A 23,365-nucleotide genomic window follows, 5' to 3' on the forward strand; every position below is an offset into this window, starting at 1 on the left:
GCCCAAGCCCAAGCCCAAGCCCAAGCCCAAGCCCATCGCATCCCAAGCGCATCCCAAGCGCATCCCAAGCGCATCCCAAGCGCTAAAAACCCGCCAGCCCACGCCGGCACACCGCACTGTGCAGAACGCTCCCAGCGCCAACCGCCCAAGCGAGCCTCGCCATCGACGGTAAAATACGGCCTCCGACCCGCCCGCCACCTCACTATGTACAAAGTCATCGCCACCGATCTTGACGGCACGCTGCTCAATGCCGACCACCAGGTCGACCCGTTCACGGTCGCCACCGTGCGCAAGCTCGAAAGTGACGGCGTGCAGTTCGTGATCGCCACGGGCCGGCATTTTTGCGACGTCGCCGCCATTCGCGACATTCTCGGCATCAAGCCGTATCTGATCACGTCGAATGGCGCCCGCATCCATGCGCCGGACAACACCGTAATCCATGCGGACGACCTGCCGCCCGCCGTCGTGCAGCGCCTCGTGCAGCCGGAAATCGTCGGCGCGCATGGTCGCGTGATCGTCAACCTGTTCGCCGACGACGCCTGGCTGATCGACCGCGACGCGCCGCATTTGCTGAAGTTTCACCAGGATTCAGGCTTCACCTACGAGGTGGCCGAACTGCTCGCTCATGACGGGGTGGACATCGCCAAGGTGCTCTACATCGGCGACCCAGCGGATCTCGCGCCGGTGGGGGCAAAGCTGGCTCAGGAATTCGGCGACGCGCTCTACGTGACCTACTCGCTGCCGGATTGCCTGGAGGTGATGACGTCCAATGTGTCGAAGGGGCGCGCGTTACAGATCGTGCTCGAGCGCTTGGGCGTGGACGCCGGCCACTGCGTGGCGTTCGGCGACAACATGAACGATATCGACCTGCTCGAAACCGCCGGTCATCCGTTCATGATGAACAACGCGAACCCTGACCTGATGACGCGGCTGCCCAACGTGCCCCGCATTGGCAACAACTTCGAAGCGGGCGTCGCGCACCACTTGCGCAAGCTGTTCTCCCTCGACGACGAGCTGATGGCCTGACGGCTTCCCCGCCTGGAGCGGTCAACTGGGGCAGCGGTAACGCCCCAACGCGAGCGCCGCAACCCATACGGCATCGGCGCACAGTCAGTGCCAAAAAACAAAGCGGGCGCCGCAGCGCCCGCTCGCTTACTACTAGGCTGCTACAGCCGACCAGCCAGAATCAGTCGAGCGCCAGCTTCTGCGTACTGCCGCTGCGGTTCTCCGCAATCAGCGGAAACAGCACGCCTGCAATCACGGCGCCCACAATCGGCGCGACCCAGAACAGCCACAACTGGTCCACCGCAGCACCGCCGACGAACAGCGCCGGACCGGTGGAACGCGCGGGGTTCACCGAGGTGTTGGTGACCGGAATGGAAACCAGGTGAATCAGCGTCAGGCACAGGCCGATGGCGACAGGCGCGAAACCGGCCGGCGCACGCTTGTCTGTCGCGCCAAGAATCACGAACAGGAAGAAGCCGGTCATCACGACCTCGCAGACGAACGACGCGGCGAGCGAGTAATGACCCGGCGAGCGCTCGCCGTAACCGTTGCTGGCAAAGCCGCCCGCGACCAGTTCGAAGCCGGGCTTGCCCGACGCGATCAGCGCCAGCACCGCGGCGCCCAGCACTGCGCCGATCACCTGCGCGACGATGTACGGCAGCAGATCGCGAGCGGGAAAGCGTCCGGCCACCGTCAGGCCGACGCTCACGGCCGGGTTCAGATGACAGCCTGAAATGTGGCCGATTGCGTAAGCCATGGTCAGCACGGTGAGACCGAAAGCCAGCGACACGCCGACGAAGCCAATGCCCAGGCCGTGCACCGGGCCGGCAAAGTTGGCAGCGAGAACTGCGCTCCCGCAGCCCCCCAGCACGAGCCAGAAAGTGCCGAACAACTCGGCAGCAAGGCGCTTTGACAACTGCATGATTGGTAATCCTAAAAATAGTTGATGCTTTGAAAGCACGGAGCCTGCTCGCGCGGCCGGTGCGGACGCGGGCACGTAAGCATCAATTCTAGGGAAAGAGGCGCCAATCGAGTGTCAAGAATTGTCAATGTCGGCAGGCTTTACCGTTTATTCCGCGATAAAGCCGTTTTGCAATTCAGTCATGTTTAATAATTATCAGAAGATACCTTCCTAAATCCGTATTCTTATCCATTGCGAATTTTTATAATTGCAGTTAGTCTGCGAGTCGAATGAGTTCTAAAGGGGAGAACCGGAATGTCTCAATATGCAGACCTCAAGGCGCAGATTGCCAAATTGCAGGCACAAGCAGAAGAAGCCCGCCGCACGGAAATCGACAATGTAGTAGCCGACATCCGCCAAAAAATCGCCGAATACGGCCTGACTGCCCAGGACCTCGGCTTTGCAGTGGCCGCCAAGCGGGGCCGTCCGCCCAAGAAGGCTCCGCTGCCGGCTAAATACCAGGACCCGAAAACGGGTAATACGTGGAGCGGCCGCGGCAAACCGCCCAAGTGGATCGTCGGCAAGAACCGTGAACGGTTTTTGATTGGCGCAAGCTGAGCGGTTGCGGGCAGCGCGAAAGCGGATTGAAGGACGATCGGCCGCTCGCGTTACTCGACTGTGCTAATCGGACAAGCAGGCGCATCCAAGCCGGCATTAAAAAGCCGCCTCTGCAAGGCGGCTTTTTCTGTAAAAGGAGCGCGATTAGTCGGGGTTACTGTTCGCGCAAACGATTCACATGGAAAAAACGTCCGGTTTGGTGCATCAAGCTCAAAGCGCATGCGACGAATCAGCGCGTATTAGAACTGGTGCCGGACGGTTCACAGCGCCGCAATCATAAAAACTGCGGCGCTCGCGCTCGGTCAGCCTACCGCGACCTGGCGAAGAATCGGCCGGCGTGCAGACTCGATAAGGGCCGAGTACGCGTCCACGTAGTTGCGCGCCATTGTCCTCGCGCTGAAGCGGCGCTCGAACTGGGCGCGGATTTCCGTGCGCGACAGCTCGTCCAGACGTTGCAGCGCGGCCACGGCGCCCTGCACGTCCTCGACAATGTAGCCGGTCACGCCGTGGTCGATCACTTCCGGCACCGAACCGCGGTTAAAGGCGATCACCGGCGTGCCGCAGGCCATCGACTCGATCATCACGAGGCCGAACGGCTCGGACCAGTCGATCGGGAACAGCAGCGCCTTGGCGCCTGACAGAAACTCGGGCTTTTGCGCCTCATTGATTTCGCCGACGAACTCCACGTGCGCCTGAGACAGCAGCGGCTCGATCTCGCGCTTGAAATAGTCCTGGTCGGCCTTGTCCACCTTGGCGGCGATCTTGAGCGGCAAACCGCTTTGCGCAGCAATCTTGATCGCGGTGTCCACGCGCTTTTCAGGGCAAATGCGGCCGAGGAACGCGAGGTACTCGGGCTTTTTGTGCGCCTGAGGCGTGAGCAGTTGCTCCGGCAGACCGTGGTAGATCGTGTTCAGGAAGTTCGCCTGCGGCAGCGGCACGCGCTGCGAGTCCGAAATTGAGATGACGGGCGCGCCGGGGAACGCGTCGAACACCGGCTGGAGCTCCGGCAGGTCGAGGCGGCCATGCAGTGTGGTCACGAACGGCGTGTCCATGGTGGAGAACAGCGGGAACGGCATGTAGTCGAGGTGAAAGTGCAGCACGTCGAATTCGTGCGCGACCCGGCGCACCTTCTCCATCATCAGCACGTGCGGGGCGAGTGCGTCGCGAATCGTCGGGTCGAGCCGCAGCGCACGAGGCCAGCACGCGTCGAGCTTTGCGGAAGTCACCGAGTCGCCGCTCGCAAACAGCGTGACGTCATGGCCTTCAGCGACCAGTGCTTCGGTCAGGTAGGACACGACACGTTCGGTGCCACCGTATAGTTTCGGCGGGACTGCTTCATACAACGGCGCAATTTGTGCGATTCGCATGCGTTTCTCCTTTCTGGATACGGCTTCGCACAGCAGCGCTCGGATAGAGCGGGGAGCGAATGCCTGACGGACGGTTGGGCGCGGTGAGCCGCCGCCCGGGGGTGCTCCGAACCTGCATCGGGTTATCCCTTAGCTTCATTATCGGGATCGCGCGCGCCGATTCGAGTTATTTTTCAAACGCTTAATGTTGTTACAGCGCGAAACATGGAGCGTTACACGCGCCATCGTCCGCCCCGCCTGCCTCTCGCGCCTTTTGGCACCCGCGCCTGGGGTGAGGGTGCCAAAATGCCGCGCTTCGTTGTAGCAAGCGCCGAGCCCGCCCTCCAACACAAAATATTACGCGGCGGTGAAATCGACATATAATTCCGCTCACCGTTGCACGGTGCGAGCTACGCGGCAGGAAAACTCACCGTTTAGTACACTAGGGGCGGTCCATCATGCAACGTGCATATTCAACTACGGCGCGCGTCCTGCACTAGCCGATTTCCCTCTCCGAGACCCAGCAATGTAGGAAAAAGACCTACATGAATGACGGATGAATCCGTCAAACATCCTGGGTGTCTGTCCGATTTTGTTTCCCTCCCCCTTTCGAGACAATGCTCGCAAGACTAGAGACGAGCCGATTCGTGCGTTCGAGTGCGCGCGTTCGAGCAAACGTTTCCGCAACGGCCTGACCAGCCAGATACACCCCGGGGGAATCATGAGCGCGACAAGCGAAATGCTCACTGAGATCAGAGAAGTCAACCTGTCTTATCTCCTGCTCGCGCAGCGCCTGCTGCGCGAAGACAAGCCGATGGGCATGTTTCGCATGGGGATTTCGGACCAGTTAGCCGATGTGCTCGCCAACCTCTCGTTGGCGCAGACCGTCAAGCTCGCCGCGTCCAATCAGGTGTTGTGCCGTTTCCGTTTCGACGACCACGCCGTGCTCTCCGCGCTCGCGGACAAGGGCAAGTCAAGCGCCGTCGCGCAGGCGCATTCCGCGATCCTGATGGCCAGCCAGCCAGTGGAGCAACTCGGCTGATGACGCCTGGCAGCCTGGGCAAGGCAATCGGGACGGGGACCTAAGCAGGATGGCATATAAAAGTGTGGTGCTCGAAGTCAAGGAAATCACCCTGGCCATCGAACTGATCGAACTCGGCGCGCGCCTGCAACTGCTCGAAGCGGAAACCAGCCTGTCGCGCGACCGGCTCATCAAGCTGTACAAGGAACTGAAAGGGGTGTCGCCGCCCAAGGGCATGCTGCCGTTTTCGACCGACTGGTTCATGACCTGGCAGCCGAACTTTCACTCCTCGCTGTTCTACAACATTTACCGTTTCATGGCCGACCATGGCCGCTGCGCGGGCATCCAGTCGATCGTGAAGAGCTACCGGCTCTACCTCGAGCACGTCCAGTTGCACGACGACGAACCCGTGCTCAGCCTCACGCGCGCCTGGACGCTGGTGCGCTTCTTCGACTCGGGGATGCTGCAGATCACGCCCTGCTGCCGCTGCGGCGGGCATTTTGTCGCACACGCTCACGACCCGCAGCATGGCTTCGTGTGCGGCCTGTGCCAGCCGCCCTCGCGCGCCGGTAAGACAAAGAAAGTCGCCGACGCCCGCGCGCGCGCGCGGCTGCTCGCGCTTCCTGCCTAGCTCTGGACGCCGCGGCTGCCGCTGCCGGCACCGCGCGGCGGCCTGCGCGTGCGCCCCGTACCGCGGGCCTTTACAGGCCGCTCACCAGGCCGCTTACCAGGCCCGCTCACCAGGCCGCCCGCACAGCGCGCAGCCGCTCTCTCGCCGCCTCGGCGCGCCTCTGGTTTACACCGGCGAGAGCCGCCGCTTTTCCACCAAAGTTTTCTGGTGCGTTGCCGTAAACCAGTTTAACGACGGTCACCGTCGCATCTTTGTGAGGGCTCGGCAGTGCTGATTTTCGTGGGAACACTCGTGACGCTTTTGTCCGTTTTCGGCGGTTACGCGCTGGAAGGCGGCCATCTCGGCGCGCTGTTGCAGCCCGTTGAAGTGCTGATGATCGTCGGCGCAGGCGTCGGCGCGTTCATCCTCGGCAACGGGATGAAGACGATCAAGGCAACGCTGCGCGTCATTCCAACCCTGTTCAAGGGCGCGAAGTACAACAAGGACGTCTATATGGAGCTGATGGCGCTCCTCTACGTCCTGCTTGCCAAGGCGCGCAAGGAAGGCACGCTGACGCTGGAGGCGGACATCGACGACCCGTCGAAGAGCCCGATCTTCACGCAATATCCGAAGATTCTCGCCGATCACCACATCATCGAGTTTCTGACCGATTACCTGCGGCTCATGGTGGGCGGCAACATGAACGCGTTCGAGATCGAAAGCCTGATGGACGAAGAGATCGAAACGCATCACCAGGAAGGCGAAGCGCCCGCGCATGCGCTCACCAAGGTCGGTGACGCAATGCCTGCCTTCGGTATCGTGGCCGCGGTGATGGGCGTGGTGCACACCATGGCGTCCGCCGACAAGCCGCCGGCGGTGCTCGGCGAAATGATCGCGCAGGCGCTGGTCGGCACCTTCCTCGGCATTCTGCTTTCGTACGGTCTCATCGGGCCGCTCGCGAGCGTCGCCGAACAGCGCGTGACCGAATCCACCAAGATGTTCCAGTGCATCAAGGTGACGATTCTCGCGAGCCTGAATGGGTACGCACCGGCGATCGCCGTCGAGTTCGGCCGTAAGGTGCTGTTCTCGACCGAGCGTCCGTCGTTCGCCGAGCTCGAAGAGCACGTGCGCCGCGTGAAGGCCAAGTAAGGGCGCCGGGACCGAACCGATGAGCAAGGACAAAGACCGCGCGATCGTCGTCAAGCGCTCCGCACCGAAGAAGTCCGGCCACCACGGCGGCGCGTGGAAGCTCGCTTATGCGGACTTCATGACCGCGATGATGGCGTTCTTCCTGCTGATGTGGCTGCTGAGTTCGGCGTCCACGGTGCAGTTAAAGGGCATTGCGGAGTACTTCAACCAGCCGTTGAAGATCACGCTGTGGGGCGGCGACCGCAGCGCGGAAGATTCGAGCATTCTGAAGGGCGGCGGCCGGGACATCTCGACCGACGCCCAGGGCGTGACGCGTTCCACCGACGGTTCGAGCAATCGCGCCGAGCGCACCGTCTCGCACAGCAACGAAGATTCGATGAAGCAGTTGCAGGGCGAACTGGAGCGTCGCGAGCAGGTCCGCCTGCACGATCTGCAGGTGAAGCTGATGGCCGCGATCGAAGCGAATCCGGTGCTGCGCCAGTTCAAGCAGCAGATTCGCATCGACTCGACGCTGACCGGCTTGCGCATCGAGATCGTCGACTCGCAGAAGCGGCCGATGTTCGCGACGGCGAAAGACCAGGTCGAGCCGTACATGCGCGACATTCTGCGCGAGATCGGCCACACGCTGAACGACGTGCCGAACCGCATCATCGTGCAGGGACACACCGACGCGGTGCAGTACGCGGGGGGCGAGAAGGGCTACAGCAACTGGGAACTGTCCGCGGACCGCGCCAATGCGTCGCGCCGCGAGCTGATCGCAGGGGGCATGGACGAAGCAAAGGTGATGCGCGTGCTCGGTCTCGCGTCGACGCAGAACCTGAACAAGGCGGACCCGCTGGATCCGGAGAACCGCCGCATCAGCATCATCGTGCTGAACAGGAAGTCGGAGGAGGCGCTCAATCATGACGACTCGACCACGACGACCTTGTCGGACGACGCAGCCGGCTCGAAGCCGCTGCTGCAAAGACTGGCGCCGCCCGTGACGGCCGCGCCGAAGGTACCGGCGGCAACGCCGGCGGCTCAGTAACAGGAAGGCGGTCGCCCGGCCGTCCCCGCGCCACGGCGGCGCGGCCAGCCAGGCGGCGCAAAGCGTAAGCGCAACGAGGTTTTCATGATCAGGCACATCCTGGCAATCGACGATTCGGCATCGATGCGGCAGATTCTTTCCGCGACGCTGACGGCGGCCGGCTATGAGGTGACGCTCGCGGCGGACGGCGCGGAAGGGCTCGAAAACGCGCTCGCCATGCGCTTTGACCTGGTGCTGACCGATCAGCACATGCCGGGCAAGACCGGCCTCGATCTGATCGCGGAGTTGCGCGGCAATCCGGCTTACAAGGAAACGCCCATCCTCGTCCTGACGACGGAATCGGGCGAGCCTTTCAAGGCCGCGGCGCGCGAAGCAGGCGCGACGGGCTGGATCGAAAAGCCGCTCGACCCCGATCTGCTGACCGAACTGGTGGCGGCGTTGGCCGAGCCAGATCACGCATAAAGCATCAACCCAGACAAGTTATAGAAGCTCTCGACGCTGCGGCAAGGTAGCCCAGGCCTAGACAGGAACTCTCGCGGTGACCCAGGCATGACACTCGACATCACTCAGTTCTATCAGACGTTCTTCGACGAAGCGGACGAACTGCTCGCGCAGATGGAGCAGTTGCTGCTCAATCTGGACGTCGCGCATCCCGACCCCGAAGACCTCGCGGCGATTTTCCGCGCCGCGCATTCGATCAAGGGCGGCGCAGCCACGTTCGGCTTTACCGCGCTGACGGAGACGACGCACATCCTCGAATCGCTGCTCGACCGTGCGCGCAACAACGAACTCGTGTTGCGCAAGGACATGATCGACACGTTCCTCGAGACCAAGGACGTATTGTCCGGCCAGCTCGCCGACTACCGTGCGAGCGCGGAGCCCGACGCGGCAGTCGCGAAGGCCATCTGCGCGAAGCTCGAGCAGTTGCACGCCGAAAGCCGGGGCGTTGCCGCGCCCGCTGCGGCCGCGCCGGCTGAAGCAGCGCAGGCGCCGCAGGCCGCGGTGAGCGCGCCCGTCGAGGCAATGGCAACAGTAGAAGAAGGCAGCCCGCCGGAGCACGTCGTCGAACAGGCGGTGCAGGCGGCGGGCGAATGGAATGACGGCGAACCGGCCCAGACCGGCGCAGCCGGCGACGCGAACGACGCCGCCGGCCCGCATCTGAAAATTACGCTACGGGGCGTTGATGAGAAGGACCAGGAACTGCTTGCCGAAGAGCTGGGCAACCTGGGCAGCATCGTCGGGCAGGTCAAGAGCGGCGGCGATCTGACGCTGTGGCTTCAGACCGATGTCACGTCCGACGACATCATCGCCGTGTGCTGCTTCGTGATCGACGAAAGTCAGATCTCGATCAGCCGCGGAACCGCACCGGCGGACGGCGCTCAGCAAGGCGAACCTGGAACGCCCGACGCTGCGCAACCGTCTCCGGCGCAAGCAGCACCGGCGGCTTCGGCCGCCACTCATACCGAAGCGCCTGCCGCACCGGCGCCGAGCGCCCCCGAGCCTGCGAAGGCCGCGGCTCCTGTTGTGGCTGCAGCCCCCGCTGCGGCTGCGAGCGCACCCGCGAAAGCGGCCGCACCCGCAGCAGCACCGGCTGCACCGACGGCACCGGCAGCGGCCGACTCCGACCGCAAAGCCGCGCGTCCGGCGGCAGCAGCGGCCGGCGCCGAGGGCAGTTCGATTCGCGTGGGCGTCGAAAAGGTCGATCAGCTGATCAACCTCGTCGGCGAACTGGTCATCACGCAAGCCATGCTCGCGGAAACCACCAGCACGTTCGACCCGGCGCTGCACGACCGGCTCTTCAACGGCATGGCGCAGCTCGAGCGCAACGCGCGCGATCTGCAGGAAGCCGTCATGTCGATCCGCATGATGCCGATGGATTATGTGTTCAGCCGCTTCCCGCGTCTCGTGCGCGATCTGGCGGCGAAGCTCGGCAAGGAAGTGGAACTCGTCACCTTCGGTCAGGCGACCGAACTCGACAAGAGCCTGATCGAGCGGATCATCGACCCGCTGACCCACCTCGTGCGCAACAGTCTCGACCACGGCATCGAAACCGTCGAGGCGCGGCGCGCCGCAGGCAAGGACGCGACCGGCCAACTGGTTCTCTCGGCGGCACACCATGGCGGCAACATCGTCATTGAAGTGAGCGACGACGGCGCCGGCCTGCGCCGCGACAAGATTCTTGCGAAGGCGGCCAAGCAAGGCATGCAGGTCAGCGAAAGCATGACCGACGACGAAGTCTGGAACCTCATCTTCCTGCCGGGCTTCTCGACGGCGGAGCAGGTCACGGACGTGTCGGGCCGCGGCGTCGGCATGGACGTGGTGAAGCGCAACATCCAGTCGATGGGCGGTCACGTCGAAATCACGTCGCAGGCCGGCAAGGGCAGCACGACGCGCATCATCCTGCCGCTCACGCTGGCGATTCTCGACGGCATGTCGGTCAAGGTCGGCAACGAGATTTTCATTCTGCCGCTGAACTTCGTGATGGAGTCGCTGCAGCCGCAAGCCGAAGACATCTACACGGTCGCCAACGGCGAGCGCGTGGTGCGCGTGCGCGGCGAATACCTGCCGCTCGTCGCGTTGCACGAAATATTCAACGTGGAAGACGCGAAGCAGGAGCCGACCCAGGGCATCGTCACCATCATGCAGACCGAGGGGCGGCGCTTTGCGATGCTGATCGACGAGCTGGTGGGGCAGCAGCAGGTCGTGGTGAAGAACCTCGAAACCAACTACCGCAAGGTGCATGGCATTTCCGCCGCGACCATTCTCGGCGACGGCAGCGTCGCACTGATCGTGGACGTGGCGGCGCTGAACCGCGAGTCGCGCAACGCGCATGGCGCAATGAGCCTCGCATGATGTCCGCGACAATCGCAGCAACACTCATTCAACCTGATTTATCCCAACCGTTTGGGGGCTAACGTGGCAGAAGTTCAATCCATCAATTCGAGCGTCGCGAACGCGACGAATGGTCGCCGCGACGCGCAGCAGGCCGACGCCGGCGGTCAGGAATTCCTCGTCTTCACGCTCGGTGCCGAGGAGTACGGCATCGACATTCTCAAGGTGCAGGAAATCCGCGGCTACGACAATGTGACGCGCATCGCCAATGCGCCCGATTTCATCAAGGGCGTGATCAATCTGCGCGGCATCATCGTGCCGATCGTCGACATGCGCATCAAGTTTCACCTGGGCCGCGTCGAGTACGACCACCAGACCGTCGTGATCATCCTGAACGTCGCGCATCGCGTGGTGGGCATGGTGGTGGACGGCGTGTCCGACGTGTTGACGCTCGCCGTCGACCAGATCATGCCGGCGCCCGAATTCGGCGCAACGCTGACGACCGAGTATCTGACGGGCCTCGGCACCGTCGACGGCCGCATGTTGATTTTGATGGACATCGAAAAGCTCATGACGAGCCGCGAGATGGCGCTCATCGAAACGCTCGGCGTGTAACGGCTGCGGCGTTCAGAAAAGTTTGCAACAGGGAGCAGTGAGATGCTAAGCAGGTGGTCGATTCGCACATCGCTCACGCTAGTGGGGATCATTCTCGTCGCGCTGACCATGGTGGTCGGCGTGCTTGGGCTGACGGCGCTCGGCAGCGCGAGCCGTTCGCTCGACCGTATTGCGCGCGGCGATCTGGTGGCCATTCACGCGCTCGACGACGCTTCGGCCTATCTGCTGCGCTCGCGCATTTCGCTCGACCGTGTCACCGCGCTCACCGCCGCGGGCGACACCGAAACGGCCAGAAAGGTGCTGGATCGCGCCGTCGAGCTTTATGGCTTCAGCAACAAGAACTGGCAGATCTATCTGGACGCGCCGAAGGCTGGCGTCGACCAGGCAAAGCTGGACGAGCTGGTCACGCTGCGCGGCACCCTCGTGCGCGACGGCGTGGAGCCTGAATTCGCGGCATTGCGCGCGAACGATCTGGCGGCTTACCACGCGATTGCGGACAAGAAGATCAGCCCGATGTTCGTCGCCTACGACAACGTGGCGGCCGTCGTGGTGAAGAGTCTGCAGCAGCAGGCAGTGGACCAGCAGGCAGACGCGCAGTCGAACATCTCGCTGATGACCACGCTGATCGTTGGTTTCGCCGCACTCGCGCTGCTGCTCGTGATCGGCCTGCGCTTCGCACTGCGCGGCCTGATCATTCGGCCGCTGCAGGATGCAACCGAATGCTTCGAGCGGATTGCCGCGGGCGATCTGTCGGAAACCATCGAGGTGCGCAGCCGCAATGAAATCGGCCGCCTCTTTGCGGGCATCAAGCGGATGCAGGAAAGCATGGCGTCGATGGTCACGGCGGTACGCAGCAGCACCGAGTCGATCGACACCGGCGCGCGTGAAATCGCAATGGGCAACACGGACCTGTCGCAGCGTACCGAAGAGCAGGCCGCCTCGCTGCAACAGACCGCGCAGAGCATGGAACAGCTCACGGGCACCGTGCGGCAGAACGCCGAGAACGCTCGCCAGGCGAGCCAGCTTGCAGTGAACGCATCCGACATCGCGACGCGCGGCGGCGACGTGGTGAGCCAGGTCGTGACGACGATGCAGGACATTGCGAGCAGCTCCAGCAAGGTTGTCGACATTATCGGCGTGATCGAAGGCATTGCCTTCCAGACCAACATTCTCGCGCTGAACGCGGCAGTCGAAGCGGCGCGCGCCGGCGAACAGGGCCGCGGCTTCGCGGTCGTGGCGGGCGAAGTGCGCAGCCTTGCTCAGCGCAGCGCCAGCGCTGCGAAGGAAATCAAGGAACTGATCGGCGACTCGGCCGACAAGGTGCAAAGCGGGTCGGCACTCGTCGGACGCGCGGGCACCACGATGGACGAGATCGTGCAGGCCGTGCGCCGCGTGACCGACATCATGGGCGAGATCAGCGCCGCTTCGGAAGAGCAGTCGGGCGGCATCGAGCAGGTCAATCGCGCGGTCGTGCAAATGGACGAAGTGACGCAGCAGAACGCCGCGCTCGTCGAAGAAGCCGCGGCTGCCGCGGCGTCGCTCGAAGACCAGACGCGTCAGTTGCAGGCCGTGCTGAGCGGCTGGAAGGTCGCAAGCCATGCGGCGCGTGGTTTCAACGCGCCGGGCACGTCGGCTGCGCAGCAAGTGAAGGCGCGTGTGGGCGGCGGCACGAGAAAGCCCGCTGCGAAGCCCGCGCCGCGCGCCGCGCAAGCGGCGGCCAGCGCGCCGGCCGCTCACACCGCTGCGGTTAATGCAACCAATGAGACTAACGCGACTAACGCGGCGTCGCATGCGACGACCAACGCATCGGCTCATGCAGGAAGTCATGCAGGCGCTCACGCAGCAGCCGCGAGCGCTGCACCGGCTTCGGGCAGCCACGAAGCAGGCGCCGGGCGCATCGAACCGGCACTGAAACCAAAGGCGCCGCGCGCGGCATTCGAACCGGCCGCCCGTCCGGCAGCGGCGAGCGTGAGCTCGGCGGGCTCGGACGCGGACTGGGAAACCTTTTAAACATGACGATGAAACATGCAGTCATTCGGTATCTCGCGGCTCGTGGCGCGAATCATCGAAGCACGTCCGAACGGCGTGTCGCGGGCCGACTGCATGGTGGCGCAACGTGCGGGCGGGCGCGACCCCGTACAAACAATCCCCTGCTCGCCGGCGCTGTCGTCGGGCAGGCGTGATGGCTCGTATCGCAGGCAGGAACTTTCATGATGGCAACGCGCGCACAGCAACGCACCGACCGGGCTGACCCAATCAGGTCTGGCGAACAGGGACGTGATTTCGAATTCACTTCCGCGGATTTCACCCGCATTCGCGAACTGATTCACCGCAGCGCCGGCATTTCCCTTTCCGATCACAAGCGCGACATGGCGTACAGCCGCCTTGCGCGCCGGCTACGCGCCCGCGGCCTCGATTCGTTCAGGCAGTATCTGGATCTGCTCGAAGCGGAGAACGATCCTGCCGAATGGGAAGCGTTCACCAATGCGCTCACCACGAACCTGACCGCGTTCTTTCGCGAGGCGCACCACTTTCCGATTCTCGCCGACTTCGTGGCGCGCCGCGCCCAGCCGGTTTCTGTCTGGTGCTCGGCGGCTTCGACCGGCGAAGAGCCGTATTCGATTGCAATGACGCTGATCGAAGCGCTCGGCGAAAGCGCCGCGCGCCAGGCCACGGTGCTTGCCACCGACATCGACACGCAGGTGCTCGCCAAGGCCGAAGCGGGCATGTATCAGTTCGATCAGGTCAAGCACCTGTCGCAGGAACGGCTCAAGCGCTTTTTCCTGAAAGGCACCGGCCCGCATGCAGGCATGGTCAAGGTGCGGCCGCAAGTGCGCGCGATGGTGCGCTTCGAGCAACTGAACCTGACCGACCGCGATTACCAGTTGCGCACGCAGTTCGACGCGATCTTCTGCCGCAACGTCATGATCTATTTCGACAAGCCGACGCAAGCGCAGGTACTTGGGCGCTTCGAGCCGCTCATGAAGTCGGGCGGCCTGCTGTTCGCCGGCCACTCGGAGAACTTCACGTACGTCACGCAGGCGTTCAGGCTGCGCGGCCAGACGGTCTACGAACTGACGCGCGACGCCGCCGGCGCACGCGCGCCGGCACGTGCAGCGGCAACTGCGAGCAGCACGCCGACGAGCGGGGTGACGGTATGAGCAGTGCCTTGCCTATTGCAACCAATCTCTACTACGACAACCACTTCCAACGCCCGGGCGTGAAGCTGTTGCCCAACGAGTTCTACACCACCCATGAAGACATGGTGCTCGTCACCGTCCTCGGCTCGTGCGTCGCGGCCTGCATTCAGGACCGCACGGCGGGCATCGGCGGCATGAATCACTTCATGCTGCCCGACGACGGCGCCGAAGTCGGCCAGCCCGCATCCGATTCGATGCGCTACGGCGCCTACGCGATGGAAGTGCTGATCAACGAACTGATCAAGGCCGGCGGCCGGCGCGACCGTTTCGAGGCGAAGGTGTTCGGCGGCGGCGCGGTGCTCGCGGGCATGACGACCATTAACATTGGCGATCGCAACTCGGAATTCGTGCGCCGTTATCTCGCGCTCGAAAAGATCCGCATCGTCGCTGAAGATTTGCAGGGCTCGCACCCGCGCAAGGTCGCGTTCATGCCGCGCACGGGGCAGGTGATGGTGAAGAAGCTGCGCTTGCAGCAGGACCCGGGCGTCGCCGAGCGCGAACAGGCGCTGGTGCGCCAGAGCGCCGAAGCGCGCGCCGAGCGGCTTGCAGCCGCCAGAAAACGGGTCGAGCTGTTCGCGGCTCCGGCGGCCGCGCGGCCGAAGGTGGAACTGTTCGGTTCCTCCTCGGGCGCGGCGAAGCCGAAGGTGGAGCTATTCGGCTCGACAGGCGGTGCGGGTGGCGCGGCAGGCGGCGCGACCTCGGGCGCCACGAAGTCGCGCGTCGAACTGTTCAACTCCACCGCGCGTCCCATCAATTCAAACAACGCCAGAACCGCAGAGGAGGCGTGAGCGCTGTGCAAAAGATCAAAGTATTGTGTGTCGACGATTCGGCGCTGATCCGCAGCCTGATGACGGAGATCATCAACGGCCAGCCGGACATGACCGTCGTCGCGACCGCGCCCGATCCGCTCGTCGCGCGTGAGCTCATCAAGCAGCACAACCCGGACGTGTTGACGCTCGACGTCGAAATGCCGCGCATGGACGGCCTCGACTTTCTCGAGAAGCTGATGCGCCTGCGGCCGATGCCGGTCGTGATGGTGTCGTCGCTGACCGAGCGCGGCAACGAAATCACGCTGCGTGCACTGGAACTGGGCGCCGTGGACTTCGTCACCAAGCCGAAGGTCGGCATTCGCGACGGCATGCTCGATTACTCGGAAAAGCTCGCGGACAAGATTCGCGCCGCGGCACGCGCGCGCGTGCGCCAGGCCGCGCCCGTGCAGCATGCGCCCGCAGGCGGCGCGCATGCGCCGGCCGGCGCGGCGCCGCTCTTCAACAATCCGCTGCTGAGTACCGAGAAGCTGATCATTGTCGGCGCGTCGACGGGCGGCACCGAAGCGATTCGCGAAGTGCTCGTGCCGCTGCCGCCGGACGCGCCTGCCGTGCTCATCGCGCAGCACATGCCGCCCGGTTTCACAAAATCTTTTGCGCAACGCCTCAATGGTTTGTGCCGAATTACCGTTAAAGAAGCTGAGCACGGCGAACGCGTGCTGCCGGGACATGCGTATATCGCGCCCGGTCACGCTCACCTGCTGCTTGCCCGCAGCGGCGCGAATTACATCGCGCATCTGTCGGACGATCCGCCGGTGAACCGGCATCGTCCTTCGGTGGACGTGTTGTTTCGCTCGGCCGCGCAGCACGCGGGCAAGAACGCGGTCGGAGTGATCCTGACCGGCATGGGGCGCGACGGCGCCGCGGGTCTGCTGGAAATGAAGAAGGCAGGGGCTTACACCCTTGCGCAGGACGAAGCGAGCTGTATCGTGTTCGGCATGCCGCGCGAGGCGATTGCGCTCGGCGCGGCCGACGAAATCGCGTCGCTGCCGGACATGAGCCGGCGCGTGATGGCGCGTCTTGCGTCGATGGGCGATCGGGTTCAGCGCGTATGATGCGCCATTGGGATTGAAGCGGTCATACGCCGCACCGTGAATCAAGTAAAGGGAATCAAATGGATAAGGCAATGAAGTTTCTGGTGGTGGACGACTTTCCGACGATGCGCCGGATCGTTCGCAACCTTCTGAAAGAGCTGGGCTACGGCAACGTCGACGAAGCCGAAGACGGCCAGGCCGGTCTGTCGCGTCTGCGCGGCGGTGCATATGACTTCGTGATCTCCGACTGGAACATGCCGAACCTCGACGGTCTCGCCATGCTCAAGGAAATCCGCGCCGACGCGAACCTCAAGCACCTGCCGGTGCTGATGGTGACGGCCGAGTCCAAGAAGGAAAACATCATCGCGGCGGCTCAGGCGGGCGCGAGCGGTTATGTCGTCAAGCCGTTCACGGCTGCGACGCTGGACGAGAAGCTCAACAAGATTCTCGAGAAGATGGCCAAAACCGGGAGCTGATGTGAACCTGCCGACCGAAGCGCCTAGCACCGAAGCGGTCAACGAGAGCGGCGACTTCGCGTCAGACCGCATTCTCGCCCGTATTGGACAACTGACACGCACGCTGCGTGATTCGATGCGCGAGCTCGGGCTCGACAAGCACGTCGAGCGCGCGGCGGAAGCCGTACCCGATGCACGCGACCGTCTGAAGTACATCGCGAACATGACCGAGCAGGCCGCCGAGCGCGTGCTGTCCTCGATCGACATCGCGAAGCCCATTCAGGAGCAGTTGCAGAAAGACGCCGGCGACCTCGACGCGCGTTGGGAGCAATGGTACGCAGCGCCGATCGAGCGCGCGGAAGTGCGCGCGCTGATGAACGACACGCGCGAGTTTCTGCGCGGCGTGCCCGAGGCGACCACCGCGACCAATTCGCAGCTCATGGAGATCATGCTGGCGCAGGATTTCCAGGATCTGACCGGCCAGGTGATCAAGAAGATCACCGACGTCGTGTATCTGATCGAGCAGCAATTGCTTGGCGTGCTGGTCGAGAATATCGCGCTCGAGCGGCGCGAGCAGTTCGCGGCACACGCCGCGGCGCTGGTGGCGGAAACATCGCCCACCGGCAGCCCCGAGCATCTGCTGAACGGTCCGCAGATCAATCCGGAAGGCAAGACGGATGTGATGCAGGATCAATCGCAGGTCGACGATCTGCTCGCAAGCCTCGGTTTCTGAGCGGTCCGCGCCCTTGCGGCGCGCGGCCGAATCAGTCTTCGTAGCAAGTCGCGCTCCCGGGCGGAAGTGCTGTCTATCGACGCAAATGCAGGCATACTGCAAGGTCAGCGAGGGGCGCGGCAGAAGGTGAACGCCTATCACCAGGGCTTGCAAAACGAGGCTTTAGTCGAATTTGCGGCCCGCTTCGTGTCCTATGATTTGCCTACATGCAGCCGGTCAGCACGCAGTGCGCGCCGCGCGGCAGCCAGGGAGGAATGTCGATATGTGGAGTCACGTACGCCGCGCCGGTCGGGTCACGGCGCTTGTGTTGCCCTTTGTATTACCCGGTTCGTTTTCAGCGGTGCAGTCCGCACACGCGGCACTTGGCGGCGCGCCCATGACGCCGCCCGCAGACGCATCGGTCTCGTCGCGCACCATGCATCCTTCCAGCGCCGTGTTGCGTTCGGCATCGGGTGCCGCGTCTTCCGCTTCGGCTTCCACCACGACCGCGTACACGGTTCGTCAAACCACGCTCGGCAACGGCACGGTGGTGCGCGAGTATCTCGCGGCCGACGGCAGTGTGTTCGGCATTGCGTGGAATGGCCCGCAAATGCCCGATCTGAATGAAATGCTCGGTAGTTACTTTCCGCAGTATGTCGCGGGTGTGAAAGCAGCGCGCGCGGCGCGCGGCGGCGCTCGCGGGCCGGTCGCGGTCGATCAGAGCAGCCTCGTCGTGCAGTCCGGCGGCCACATGGGCGCTTTCAGCGGCCGCGCGTGGCTGCCGCCCGCGCTGCCCGCGGGCGTGAGCGGCTCCGACATTCAGTAACGGCGAGGACGAACGATGCACACCATGCAGATTGCAAAGAAACTCAAGGACTGGACGCAGGTTGCGGCAACCGTCGTGCTCGTGTCGGCGCTTGCCGCGTGCGGCGGTGGCGGCGGCGACAGCGGCGGCTCGACGTCCACGAGCGGTTCCACGGGCGGCTCGACCAGTGGTTCGACCAGCGGCAGCTCCTCGAGCAGCTCGTTGCCGGCGAGCCCCACGCAGCAGCCGATCGCGGCAACCGCCGCGAACACGGTGGCAATCACCGTCGGCCACGGCGTGACCGGCGTGATCAACATTCCCACGATCAGCGTGACGGTCTGCGTACCCAACACGTCGACCTGTCAGACCATCGACAACATTCAGGTGGACACGGGCTCGTTCGGGCTGCGTATCGCCAATTCGGCACTCAATTCGACCATGCAGGCAGGTCTGGTCCCGAGCACGTCGACCACCGGCGGCCAGCTCGCCGAATGCGCGACTTTCGCGGACGGCTACACGTGGGGCACCGTGCGCACCGCGACCGTGACGATCGGCGGCGAAACCACGACCGCGCCCGTGCCGTTGCAGATTATCGGCGACAAGGACGCGAGCACCACACCGACGTCCGGTTGCGGCAGCGGCTCGGCCGAGAACACGCCGAGCGACCTGGGCGCGAACGGCATCATCGGCATCGGCACGGCGCTGTATGACTGCGGCGCGACCTGCGCCAACGCCTCGACTGCCGCGACCTACAGCAACTACTTCTCGTGCCCGAACGGCACCGCCTGCACGCGTGCCACGGTTCCGCTCACAAGCCAGGTGGCCAACCCGGTCGCGAAGTTCCCGGTCGACAACAACGGCGTGATCGTGCAGATGCCGCCCATCGGCAATAACGGCGCAGCCTCGGCCACCGGCACGCTGGTGTTTGGCATCGGCACGCAGTCGAACAACGGGCTGGGGTCCGCGCAGACTCTGACCACCGACGCCTATGGCGACCTGACCAACAGCGTGTTCAACGGCAGCACGATCACGGCGTTCCTGGATTCGGGCTCGAACGGCTATTTCTTCAACGATAGCTCGCTCACGCTGTGCGGCAGCAACTTCTCGGGCTTCTACTGCCCGTCCACGCCGCAGACCCGCTCCATTACGCTGGTGGGCGCAAACAGCGTCAAGACGACGGCCAATATCGGCATCATGAGCGCGTCTACGCTCTTTAACAGCGGCAACAACTACGCGTTCAACGACCTCGCCGGCCAGCTTGGCGGTCTCGCCGCGTTTGACCTCGGTTTGCCGTTCTTCTACGGGCGCCATGTCTATCACGGCTTCGACCTGCGCCCCAACGGCGGCACCCAGGCGCCGTTCGTGGCCTACGCCAGCTGATCGGCGGCAACGCGCTAACTGAGCGCTAAGCCATAACGCCCGCGCAAAACCGCGCGGGCGTTGTTTTTTTGCGGCGGCGCGCGGCCTTGCGCGCCGCTTGCCGATCCGCCGAAAAGCCCCCGTTTCTCCTTCCTTATCCGCCGATCGGCACTTGCGCCGAGCGGGAATAATCGCTCTCACTGGAAAGAGGCGCTGTGCCTCGCCCACCTGGAGAGCTTCGTGGCAGAGGAAAGCGACCTCGAAAAAACCGAATCAGCCACCCCCCGGCGCCTGGAGAAGGCGCGCGAGGAGGGGCAGATCGCGCGTTCGCGGGAGCTGTCGACGTTCGCGCTGCTCGCGGCCGGCTTTTTCGGCGTATGGGCGATGTCGGGCAGCATTGGTCAGCATTTGCAGGACATGCTGCGCACGGCCTTTACGTTCGACCATGCCACCGTTTTCGAAACGCGCCGCATGATGACCGGCGCCGGTACGGCGAGCCGCGAGGGCCTCTACGCATTGCTGCCGATTCTCGCGCTGACCGGCGCGGCGGCATTGCTCGCGCCGATGGCGCTGGGCGGCTGGCAACTGTCGACCAAAGGGCTCGAGCCCAAGTTCGACCGCCTCAATCCGATTGCCGGCCTCGGCAAGATTTTCTCGATCAACGGACCGGTCCAGCTCGTCATGTCGATCGCGAAGACGCTGGTGGTGGGCATTATCGGCGGCACGGCCATCTGGAATCGTCGCGAGGAAATTCTCGCTCTTTCCACGCAGCCGCTGCACCTTGCGCTCGCCAACACGGTGCATCTGATCGCCGTGTGCTGCGCAATGACGGTGGCGGGCATGTTCGTGGTCGCCGCGCTGGATGTGCCGTATCAGCTCTGGCAGTTCCATAAGAAGCTGCGCATGAGCAAGGAAGAAGTGAAGCGCGAGCATCGCGAAAGCGAAGGCGATCCGCACGTCAAAGGCCGGATTCGCCAGCAGCAGCGCGCCATTGCCCGCCGCCGCATGATGACCCAGGTGCCGAAGGCCGACGTGGTGGTCACGAACCCGACGCACTTCGCGGTCGCGTTGCAGTACACGGACGGCGAGATGCGCGCCCCGAAGGTGGTCGCCAAGGGCGTGAACCTCGTGGCCGCGCGGATTCGCGAGCTTGCCGCCGAAAACAACGTGCCGCTGCTGGAAGCGCCGCCGCTTGCACGTGCGCTCTATCACAACGTCGAGCTCAACCGCGAGATTCCCGGCCAGTTGTATGGCGCGGTCGCGGAAGTGCTTGCGTGGGTGTACCAGTTGCGGCGCTTCAAAACCGAAGGTGGCACGGCGCCGGTCGCACCGACCGAGCTCGACGTGCCCGCGGAACTCGACAAGGGCGGTGTATCGGATCAGGAAGCCGATCAGGAAGCCGCCGACACGCTTAACCCTGCTAACGATGACGGAGCCTCCGCATGAACGCTCGCGCCGGTTTCCTCGCTCGACGGCCCGATGCCCTGAGCAGCACCAATTTGCGCGCCTTAGCCGGCCCGGTGCTGATCTGCATGATCCTCGGCATGATGATCCTGCCGTTGCCGCCGTTCCTGCTGGATCTGCTGTTCACCTTCAACATCGCGCTTTCGGTGATGGTGCTGCTCGTCAGCATGTACACCATGAAGCCGCTCGATTTCGCGGCTTTTCCGAGCGTGCTGCTGTTCTCGACCTTGCTGCGGCTTTCGCTGAACGTCGCGTCCACACGGGTCGTGCTGCTCGAAGGCCACACCGGTCCGGACGCCGCGGGCCAGGTGATCGAGTCGTTCGGCCACTTCCTCGTGGGCGGCAACTTCGCGGTCGGTATCGTCGTCTTCATCATTTTGATGGTCATCAACTTCATGGTGATCACCAAGGGCGCAGGGCGGATCGCGGAAGTGTCCGCGCGCTTCACGCTCGACGCCATGCCCGGTAAGCAGATGGCGATCGACGCCGACCTGAACGCCGGCCTCATCAACGAAGAACAGGCCCGCAAGCGTCGCGCTGAAGTCTCGCAGGAAGCCGAGTTCTACGGCTCGATGGACGGCGCGAGCAAGTTCGTGCGCGGCGATGCGATTGCCGGCCTGCTGATCATGGTGATCAACATCTTCGGCGGACTGATCGTCGGGATGGTTCAGCACGGCATGGACTTCGCGTCCGCGGGCAAGAACTACACGCTGCTCACCATCGGCGACGGCCTCGTCGCACAGATTCCGTCGCTCGTCATTTCGACGGCTGCCGGCGTGATCGTGTCGCGCGTCGCGACCAACGAAGACATCGGCACGCAGCTCACCGGCCAGCTCTTCACGAATCCGCGCGTGCTGATGATTACCGGCTGCATTCTGGTCCTGATGGGCCTGATTCCCGGCATGCCGCACTTCGCGTTTCTGATTCTGGGCGGCGGTCTGATTCAGCTCGGCCGCACGATGAAAAAGCGCGCCGAAGAACGCAAGAACACCACGGCGCTCGTGGATGTCGCGCCGGCCGCGGTTGCCCCGGTCGAAAACACCGAAGCAAGCTGGGACGACGTGACGATGATCGACACGCTCGGCCTGGAAGTCGGCTACCGGCTGATCCCGCTCGTCGACAAGAACTCGGACGGCGAGCTGCTCAAGCGGATCAAGAGCATCCGCAAGAAATTCGCGCAGGAAATTGGCTTCCTGCCGCCTGTCATCCACATTCGCGACAATCTCGAGTTGCGCCCGAACGGTTACCGCATTGCGTTGAAGGGCGTGGAAGTGGGCGTGGGCGAAGCGTATCCGGGCCAATGGCTCGCGATCAACCCGGGCCAGGTGTCGGCCGCGCTGCCAGGCACGCCGACGCAGGATCCGGCGTTCGGACTGCCCGCCATCTGGATCGATACGAATTTGCGCGAACAGGCGCAGGTGTACGGCTACACCGTGGTGGATTCGAGCACCGTGGTGGCGACGCACCTGAATCACCTCGTGGTCACGCATGCGTCCGAACTGCTCGGGCGCCGCGAAGTGCAGGCGCTGCTCGAGCGGATGCAGAAAGATACGCCGTCGCTCGTCGACGATCTGGTGCCGAAGACGCTGCCGCTCACCACGCTGCAAAAGGTGCTGCAGAACCTGCTGGAAGAAGGGGTGCCGATCCGCGACCTGCGCACCATTCTCGAAGCGCTCTCGGAGCACACGCCGAAGCTCACCGACCCGCACGATCTCACCGCCGCTGTGCGGCTTGCTCTGGGCCGCGCGATCACGCAGCAGTGGTTCCCGGGCACCGGCGACATGCAGGTGATGGGCCTCGACTCGAATCTGGAACGCGTGCTCTCGCAGGCACTCTCCACCGGGTCCAACCCCGGCCTCGAGCCTGGCCTCGCGCATACGCTGATGACCGAAACACAGAAGGCGATGAGCCGTCAGCAGAACATGGGCCTCGCGCCGGTACTGCTCGTGCAGCACGCGTTGCGGCCGATGCTCGCGCGCTTCCTGCGCCGCAGCCTGCCGCAGCTCAAGGTGCTGTCGTATGCGGAAGTGCCGGACACGCGCAACATCAAGGTGGTGAATCTGATCGGCGCGCATGGTTGAAGCACGACGGCGAGCGCAGCGCTTGCCGTGCACATGACGAGTGGGCGAGCGGAGCCTCACTCCACAGATTGGCCGGCGCCCGAGGGCGCCGGTTTTCATTTCCGCGCCTCTTTTTGTACCGCGCGGGTACGCGTTGATGCATGCCGCGCTCGCGCTAGCCGCCCGCACCCGCGTGGCGTCAAGCGGCATGTTCGTCCGCTGCCGCGAACGTAGCTGACGGCTAGCCTCCATCGTTCGAATTACCCACGTTTCCCGGCCTTTATCCACCGATCGTCGCCCGACGGGTTTCGCAATAATGATCTCA

Annotated in this window: 21 protein-coding genes; 19 read left to right on the forward strand and 2 right to left on the reverse strand. The window is 63.9% G+C overall.

Annotated elements, in window-relative coordinates; translation table 11 throughout:
• The first annotated feature begins 204 nt into the window (after positions 1–204).
• Positions 205–1,026 (forward strand): Cof-type HAD-IIB family hydrolase, encoded by an 822-nt coding sequence (locus JNB89_RS21540; RefSeq protein ID WP_013340873.1) that lies wholly within the window; start codon positions 205–207, stop codon positions 1,024–1,026.
• A 160-nt stretch (positions 1,027–1,186) separates the two neighbouring features.
• Here the strand turns inward: JNB89_RS21540 and aqpZ are convergent, their stop codons facing one another.
• Complete coding sequence (aqpZ, locus tag JNB89_RS21545; RefSeq protein ID WP_220363538.1) at positions 1,187–1,927, reverse strand: aquaporin Z; 741 nt, start codon at positions 1,925–1,927, stop codon at positions 1,187–1,189.
• 294 nt (positions 1,928–2,221) lie between these two features.
• On the opposite strand from aqpZ, the gene JNB89_RS21550 reads away from it, so the two are divergent.
• A complete protein-coding gene (locus JNB89_RS21550) occupies positions 2,222–2,524 on the forward strand; it encodes an H-NS family nucleoid-associated regulatory protein (RefSeq protein ID WP_013340871.1) in 303 nt (100 codons plus the stop codon).
• A gap of 302 nt (positions 2,525–2,826) precedes the next feature.
• Here JNB89_RS21550 and JNB89_RS21555 read toward each other — a convergent pair whose 3' ends face one another.
• Positions 2,827–3,891 carry a glycosyltransferase family 4 protein gene (locus tag JNB89_RS21555; RefSeq protein ID WP_013340870.1) on the reverse strand — a complete coding sequence of 355 codons (1,065 nt, stop codon included), beginning with the start codon at positions 3,889–3,891 and terminating at the stop codon, positions 2,827–2,829.
• A 700-nt stretch (positions 3,892–4,591) separates the two neighbouring features.
• Here JNB89_RS21555 and flhD point away from each other — a divergent pair.
• The 17 genes from flhD (at position 4,592) to flhA (ending at position 23,061) form a co-directional block, all read left to right on the forward strand.
• Positions 4,592–4,912: a flagellar transcriptional regulator FlhD gene (gene flhD, locus JNB89_RS21560; protein ID WP_013340869.1), complete on the forward strand. Its 321-nt coding sequence runs from the start codon at positions 4,592–4,594 to the stop codon at positions 4,910–4,912.
• Between the two features lie 49 nt (positions 4,913–4,961).
• Entirely contained in the window at positions 4,962–5,522 is a 561-nt protein-coding gene (gene flhC, locus JNB89_RS21565) for a flagellar transcriptional regulator FlhC (RefSeq protein ID WP_220363539.1), read from the forward strand.
• A gap of 267 nt (positions 5,523–5,789) precedes the next feature.
• Positions 5,790–6,650 (forward strand): flagellar motor stator protein MotA, encoded by an 861-nt coding sequence (motA, locus tag JNB89_RS21570; RefSeq protein ID WP_013340867.1) that lies wholly within the window; start codon positions 5,790–5,792, stop codon positions 6,648–6,650.
• A gap of 19 nt (positions 6,651–6,669) precedes the next feature.
• Positions 6,670–7,677, forward strand: coding sequence for a flagellar motor protein MotB (motB, locus tag JNB89_RS21575; protein WP_013340866.1), 1,008 nt, complete (start codon positions 6,670–6,672; stop codon positions 7,675–7,677).
• 84 nt (positions 7,678–7,761) lie between these two features.
• Positions 7,762–8,139, forward strand: coding sequence for a response regulator (locus JNB89_RS21580; protein ID WP_013340865.1), 378 nt, complete (start codon positions 7,762–7,764; stop codon positions 8,137–8,139).
• Between the two features lie 87 nt (positions 8,140–8,226).
• Entirely contained in the window at positions 8,227–10,530 is a 2,304-nt protein-coding gene (cheA, locus tag JNB89_RS21585; protein ID WP_220363540.1) for a chemotaxis protein CheA, read from the forward strand.
• A 63-nt stretch (positions 10,531–10,593) separates the two neighbouring features.
• Positions 10,594–11,124: a chemotaxis protein CheW gene (locus JNB89_RS21590; protein ID WP_013340863.1), complete on the forward strand. Its 531-nt coding sequence runs from the start codon at positions 10,594–10,596 to the stop codon at positions 11,122–11,124.
• Positions 11,125–11,166: 42 nt separating this feature from the next.
• Entirely contained in the window at positions 11,167–13,134 is a 1,968-nt protein-coding gene (locus JNB89_RS21595; protein ID WP_220363541.1) for a methyl-accepting chemotaxis protein, read from the forward strand.
• Between the two features lie 200 nt (positions 13,135–13,334).
• Entirely contained in the window at positions 13,335–14,285 is a 951-nt protein-coding gene (locus JNB89_RS21600; RefSeq protein WP_013340861.1) for a CheR family methyltransferase, read from the forward strand.
• Positions 14,282–15,112, forward strand: a complete 831-nt coding sequence (gene cheD, locus JNB89_RS21605; protein ID WP_220363542.1) for a chemoreceptor glutamine deamidase CheD — start codon at positions 14,282–14,284, stop codon at positions 15,110–15,112. Before JNB89_RS21600 ends, cheD begins: the two co-directional genes overlap by 4 nt.
• 5 nt (positions 15,113–15,117) lie before the next feature.
• Entirely contained in the window at positions 15,118–16,206 is a 1,089-nt protein-coding gene (locus JNB89_RS21610; protein WP_013340859.1) for a chemotaxis-specific protein-glutamate methyltransferase CheB, read from the forward strand.
• A gap of 59 nt (positions 16,207–16,265) precedes the next feature.
• Positions 16,266–16,661 carry a chemotaxis response regulator CheY gene (gene cheY, locus JNB89_RS21615; RefSeq protein ID WP_013340858.1) on the forward strand — a complete coding sequence of 132 codons (396 nt, stop codon included), beginning with the start codon at positions 16,266–16,268 and terminating at the stop codon, positions 16,659–16,661.
• A gap of 1 nt (position 16,662) precedes the next feature.
• The gene (cheZ, locus tag JNB89_RS21620; RefSeq protein ID WP_013340857.1) at positions 16,663–17,373 is read left to right on the forward strand and encodes a protein phosphatase CheZ; all 711 of its coding nucleotides are present in this window, start codon (positions 16,663–16,665) and stop codon (positions 17,371–17,373) included.
• Between the two features lie 262 nt (positions 17,374–17,635).
• Positions 17,636–18,178, forward strand: a complete 543-nt coding sequence (locus JNB89_RS21625; protein WP_013340856.1) for a DUF2844 domain-containing protein — start codon at positions 17,636–17,638, stop codon at positions 18,176–18,178.
• A gap of 15 nt (positions 18,179–18,193) precedes the next feature.
• Positions 18,194–19,537 (forward strand): DUF3443 domain-containing protein, encoded by a 1,344-nt coding sequence (locus tag JNB89_RS21630; protein ID WP_220363543.1) that lies wholly within the window; start codon positions 18,194–18,196, stop codon positions 19,535–19,537.
• A gap of 219 nt (positions 19,538–19,756) precedes the next feature.
• Positions 19,757–20,962: a flagellar biosynthesis protein FlhB gene (gene flhB / locus JNB89_RS21635; protein ID WP_013340854.1), complete on the forward strand. Its 1,206-nt coding sequence runs from the start codon at positions 19,757–19,759 to the stop codon at positions 20,960–20,962.
• Positions 20,959–23,061 (forward strand): flagellar biosynthesis protein FlhA, encoded by a 2,103-nt coding sequence (flhA, locus tag JNB89_RS21640; protein ID WP_013340853.1) that lies wholly within the window; start codon positions 20,959–20,961, stop codon positions 23,059–23,061. Before flhB ends, flhA begins: the two co-directional genes overlap by 4 nt.
• Positions 23,062–23,365: the final 304 nt, after the last annotated feature.

The sequence above is a fragment of the Paraburkholderia phenoliruptrix genome (assembly GCF_019511605.1).
In the GTDB taxonomy this organism is placed as follows: Bacteria; Pseudomonadota; Gammaproteobacteria; order Burkholderiales; family Burkholderiaceae; genus Paraburkholderia; species Paraburkholderia phenoliruptrix_A.

Excerpts from the sequence above, each read along its gene's own strand:
- JNB89_RS21540 (WP_013340873.1), top strand. The coding sequence starts at position 205 with ATGTACAAAGTCATCGCCACCGATCTTGACGGCACGCTGCTCAATGCC.
- aqpZ (WP_220363538.1), bottom strand. The coding sequence starts at position 1,927 with ATGCAGTTGTCAAAGCGCCTTGCTGCCGAGTTGTTCGGCACTTTCTGG.
- JNB89_RS21550 (WP_013340871.1), top strand. The coding sequence starts at position 2,222 with ATGTCTCAATATGCAGACCTCAAGGCGCAGATTGCCAAATTGCAGGCA.
- JNB89_RS21555 (WP_013340870.1), bottom strand. The coding sequence starts at position 3,891 with ATGCGAATCGCACAAATTGCGCCGTTGTATGAAGCAGTCCCGCCGAAA.
- flhD (WP_013340869.1), top strand. The coding sequence starts at position 4,592 with ATGAGCGCGACAAGCGAAATGCTCACTGAGATCAGAGAAGTCAACCTG.
- flhC (WP_220363539.1), top strand. The coding sequence starts at position 4,962 with ATGGCATATAAAAGTGTGGTGCTCGAAGTCAAGGAAATCACCCTGGCC.
- motB (WP_013340866.1), top strand. The coding sequence starts at position 6,670 with ATGAGCAAGGACAAAGACCGCGCGATCGTCGTCAAGCGCTCCGCACCG.
- JNB89_RS21580 (WP_013340865.1), top strand. The coding sequence starts at position 7,762 with ATGATCAGGCACATCCTGGCAATCGACGATTCGGCATCGATGCGGCAG.
- cheA (WP_220363540.1), top strand. The coding sequence starts at position 8,227 with ATGACACTCGACATCACTCAGTTCTATCAGACGTTCTTCGACGAAGCG.
- JNB89_RS21595 (WP_220363541.1), top strand. The coding sequence starts at position 11,167 with ATGCTAAGCAGGTGGTCGATTCGCACATCGCTCACGCTAGTGGGGATC.
- JNB89_RS21600 (WP_013340861.1), top strand. The coding sequence starts at position 13,335 with ATGATGGCAACGCGCGCACAGCAACGCACCGACCGGGCTGACCCAATC.
- cheD (WP_220363542.1), top strand. The coding sequence starts at position 14,282 with ATGAGCAGTGCCTTGCCTATTGCAACCAATCTCTACTACGACAACCAC.
- cheY (WP_013340858.1), top strand. The coding sequence starts at position 16,266 with ATGGATAAGGCAATGAAGTTTCTGGTGGTGGACGACTTTCCGACGATG.
- JNB89_RS21625 (WP_013340856.1), top strand. The coding sequence starts at position 17,636 with ATGTGGAGTCACGTACGCCGCGCCGGTCGGGTCACGGCGCTTGTGTTG.
- JNB89_RS21630 (WP_220363543.1), top strand. The coding sequence starts at position 18,194 with ATGCACACCATGCAGATTGCAAAGAAACTCAAGGACTGGACGCAGGTT.
- flhA (WP_013340853.1), top strand. The coding sequence starts at position 20,959 with ATGAACGCTCGCGCCGGTTTCCTCGCTCGACGGCCCGATGCCCTGAGC.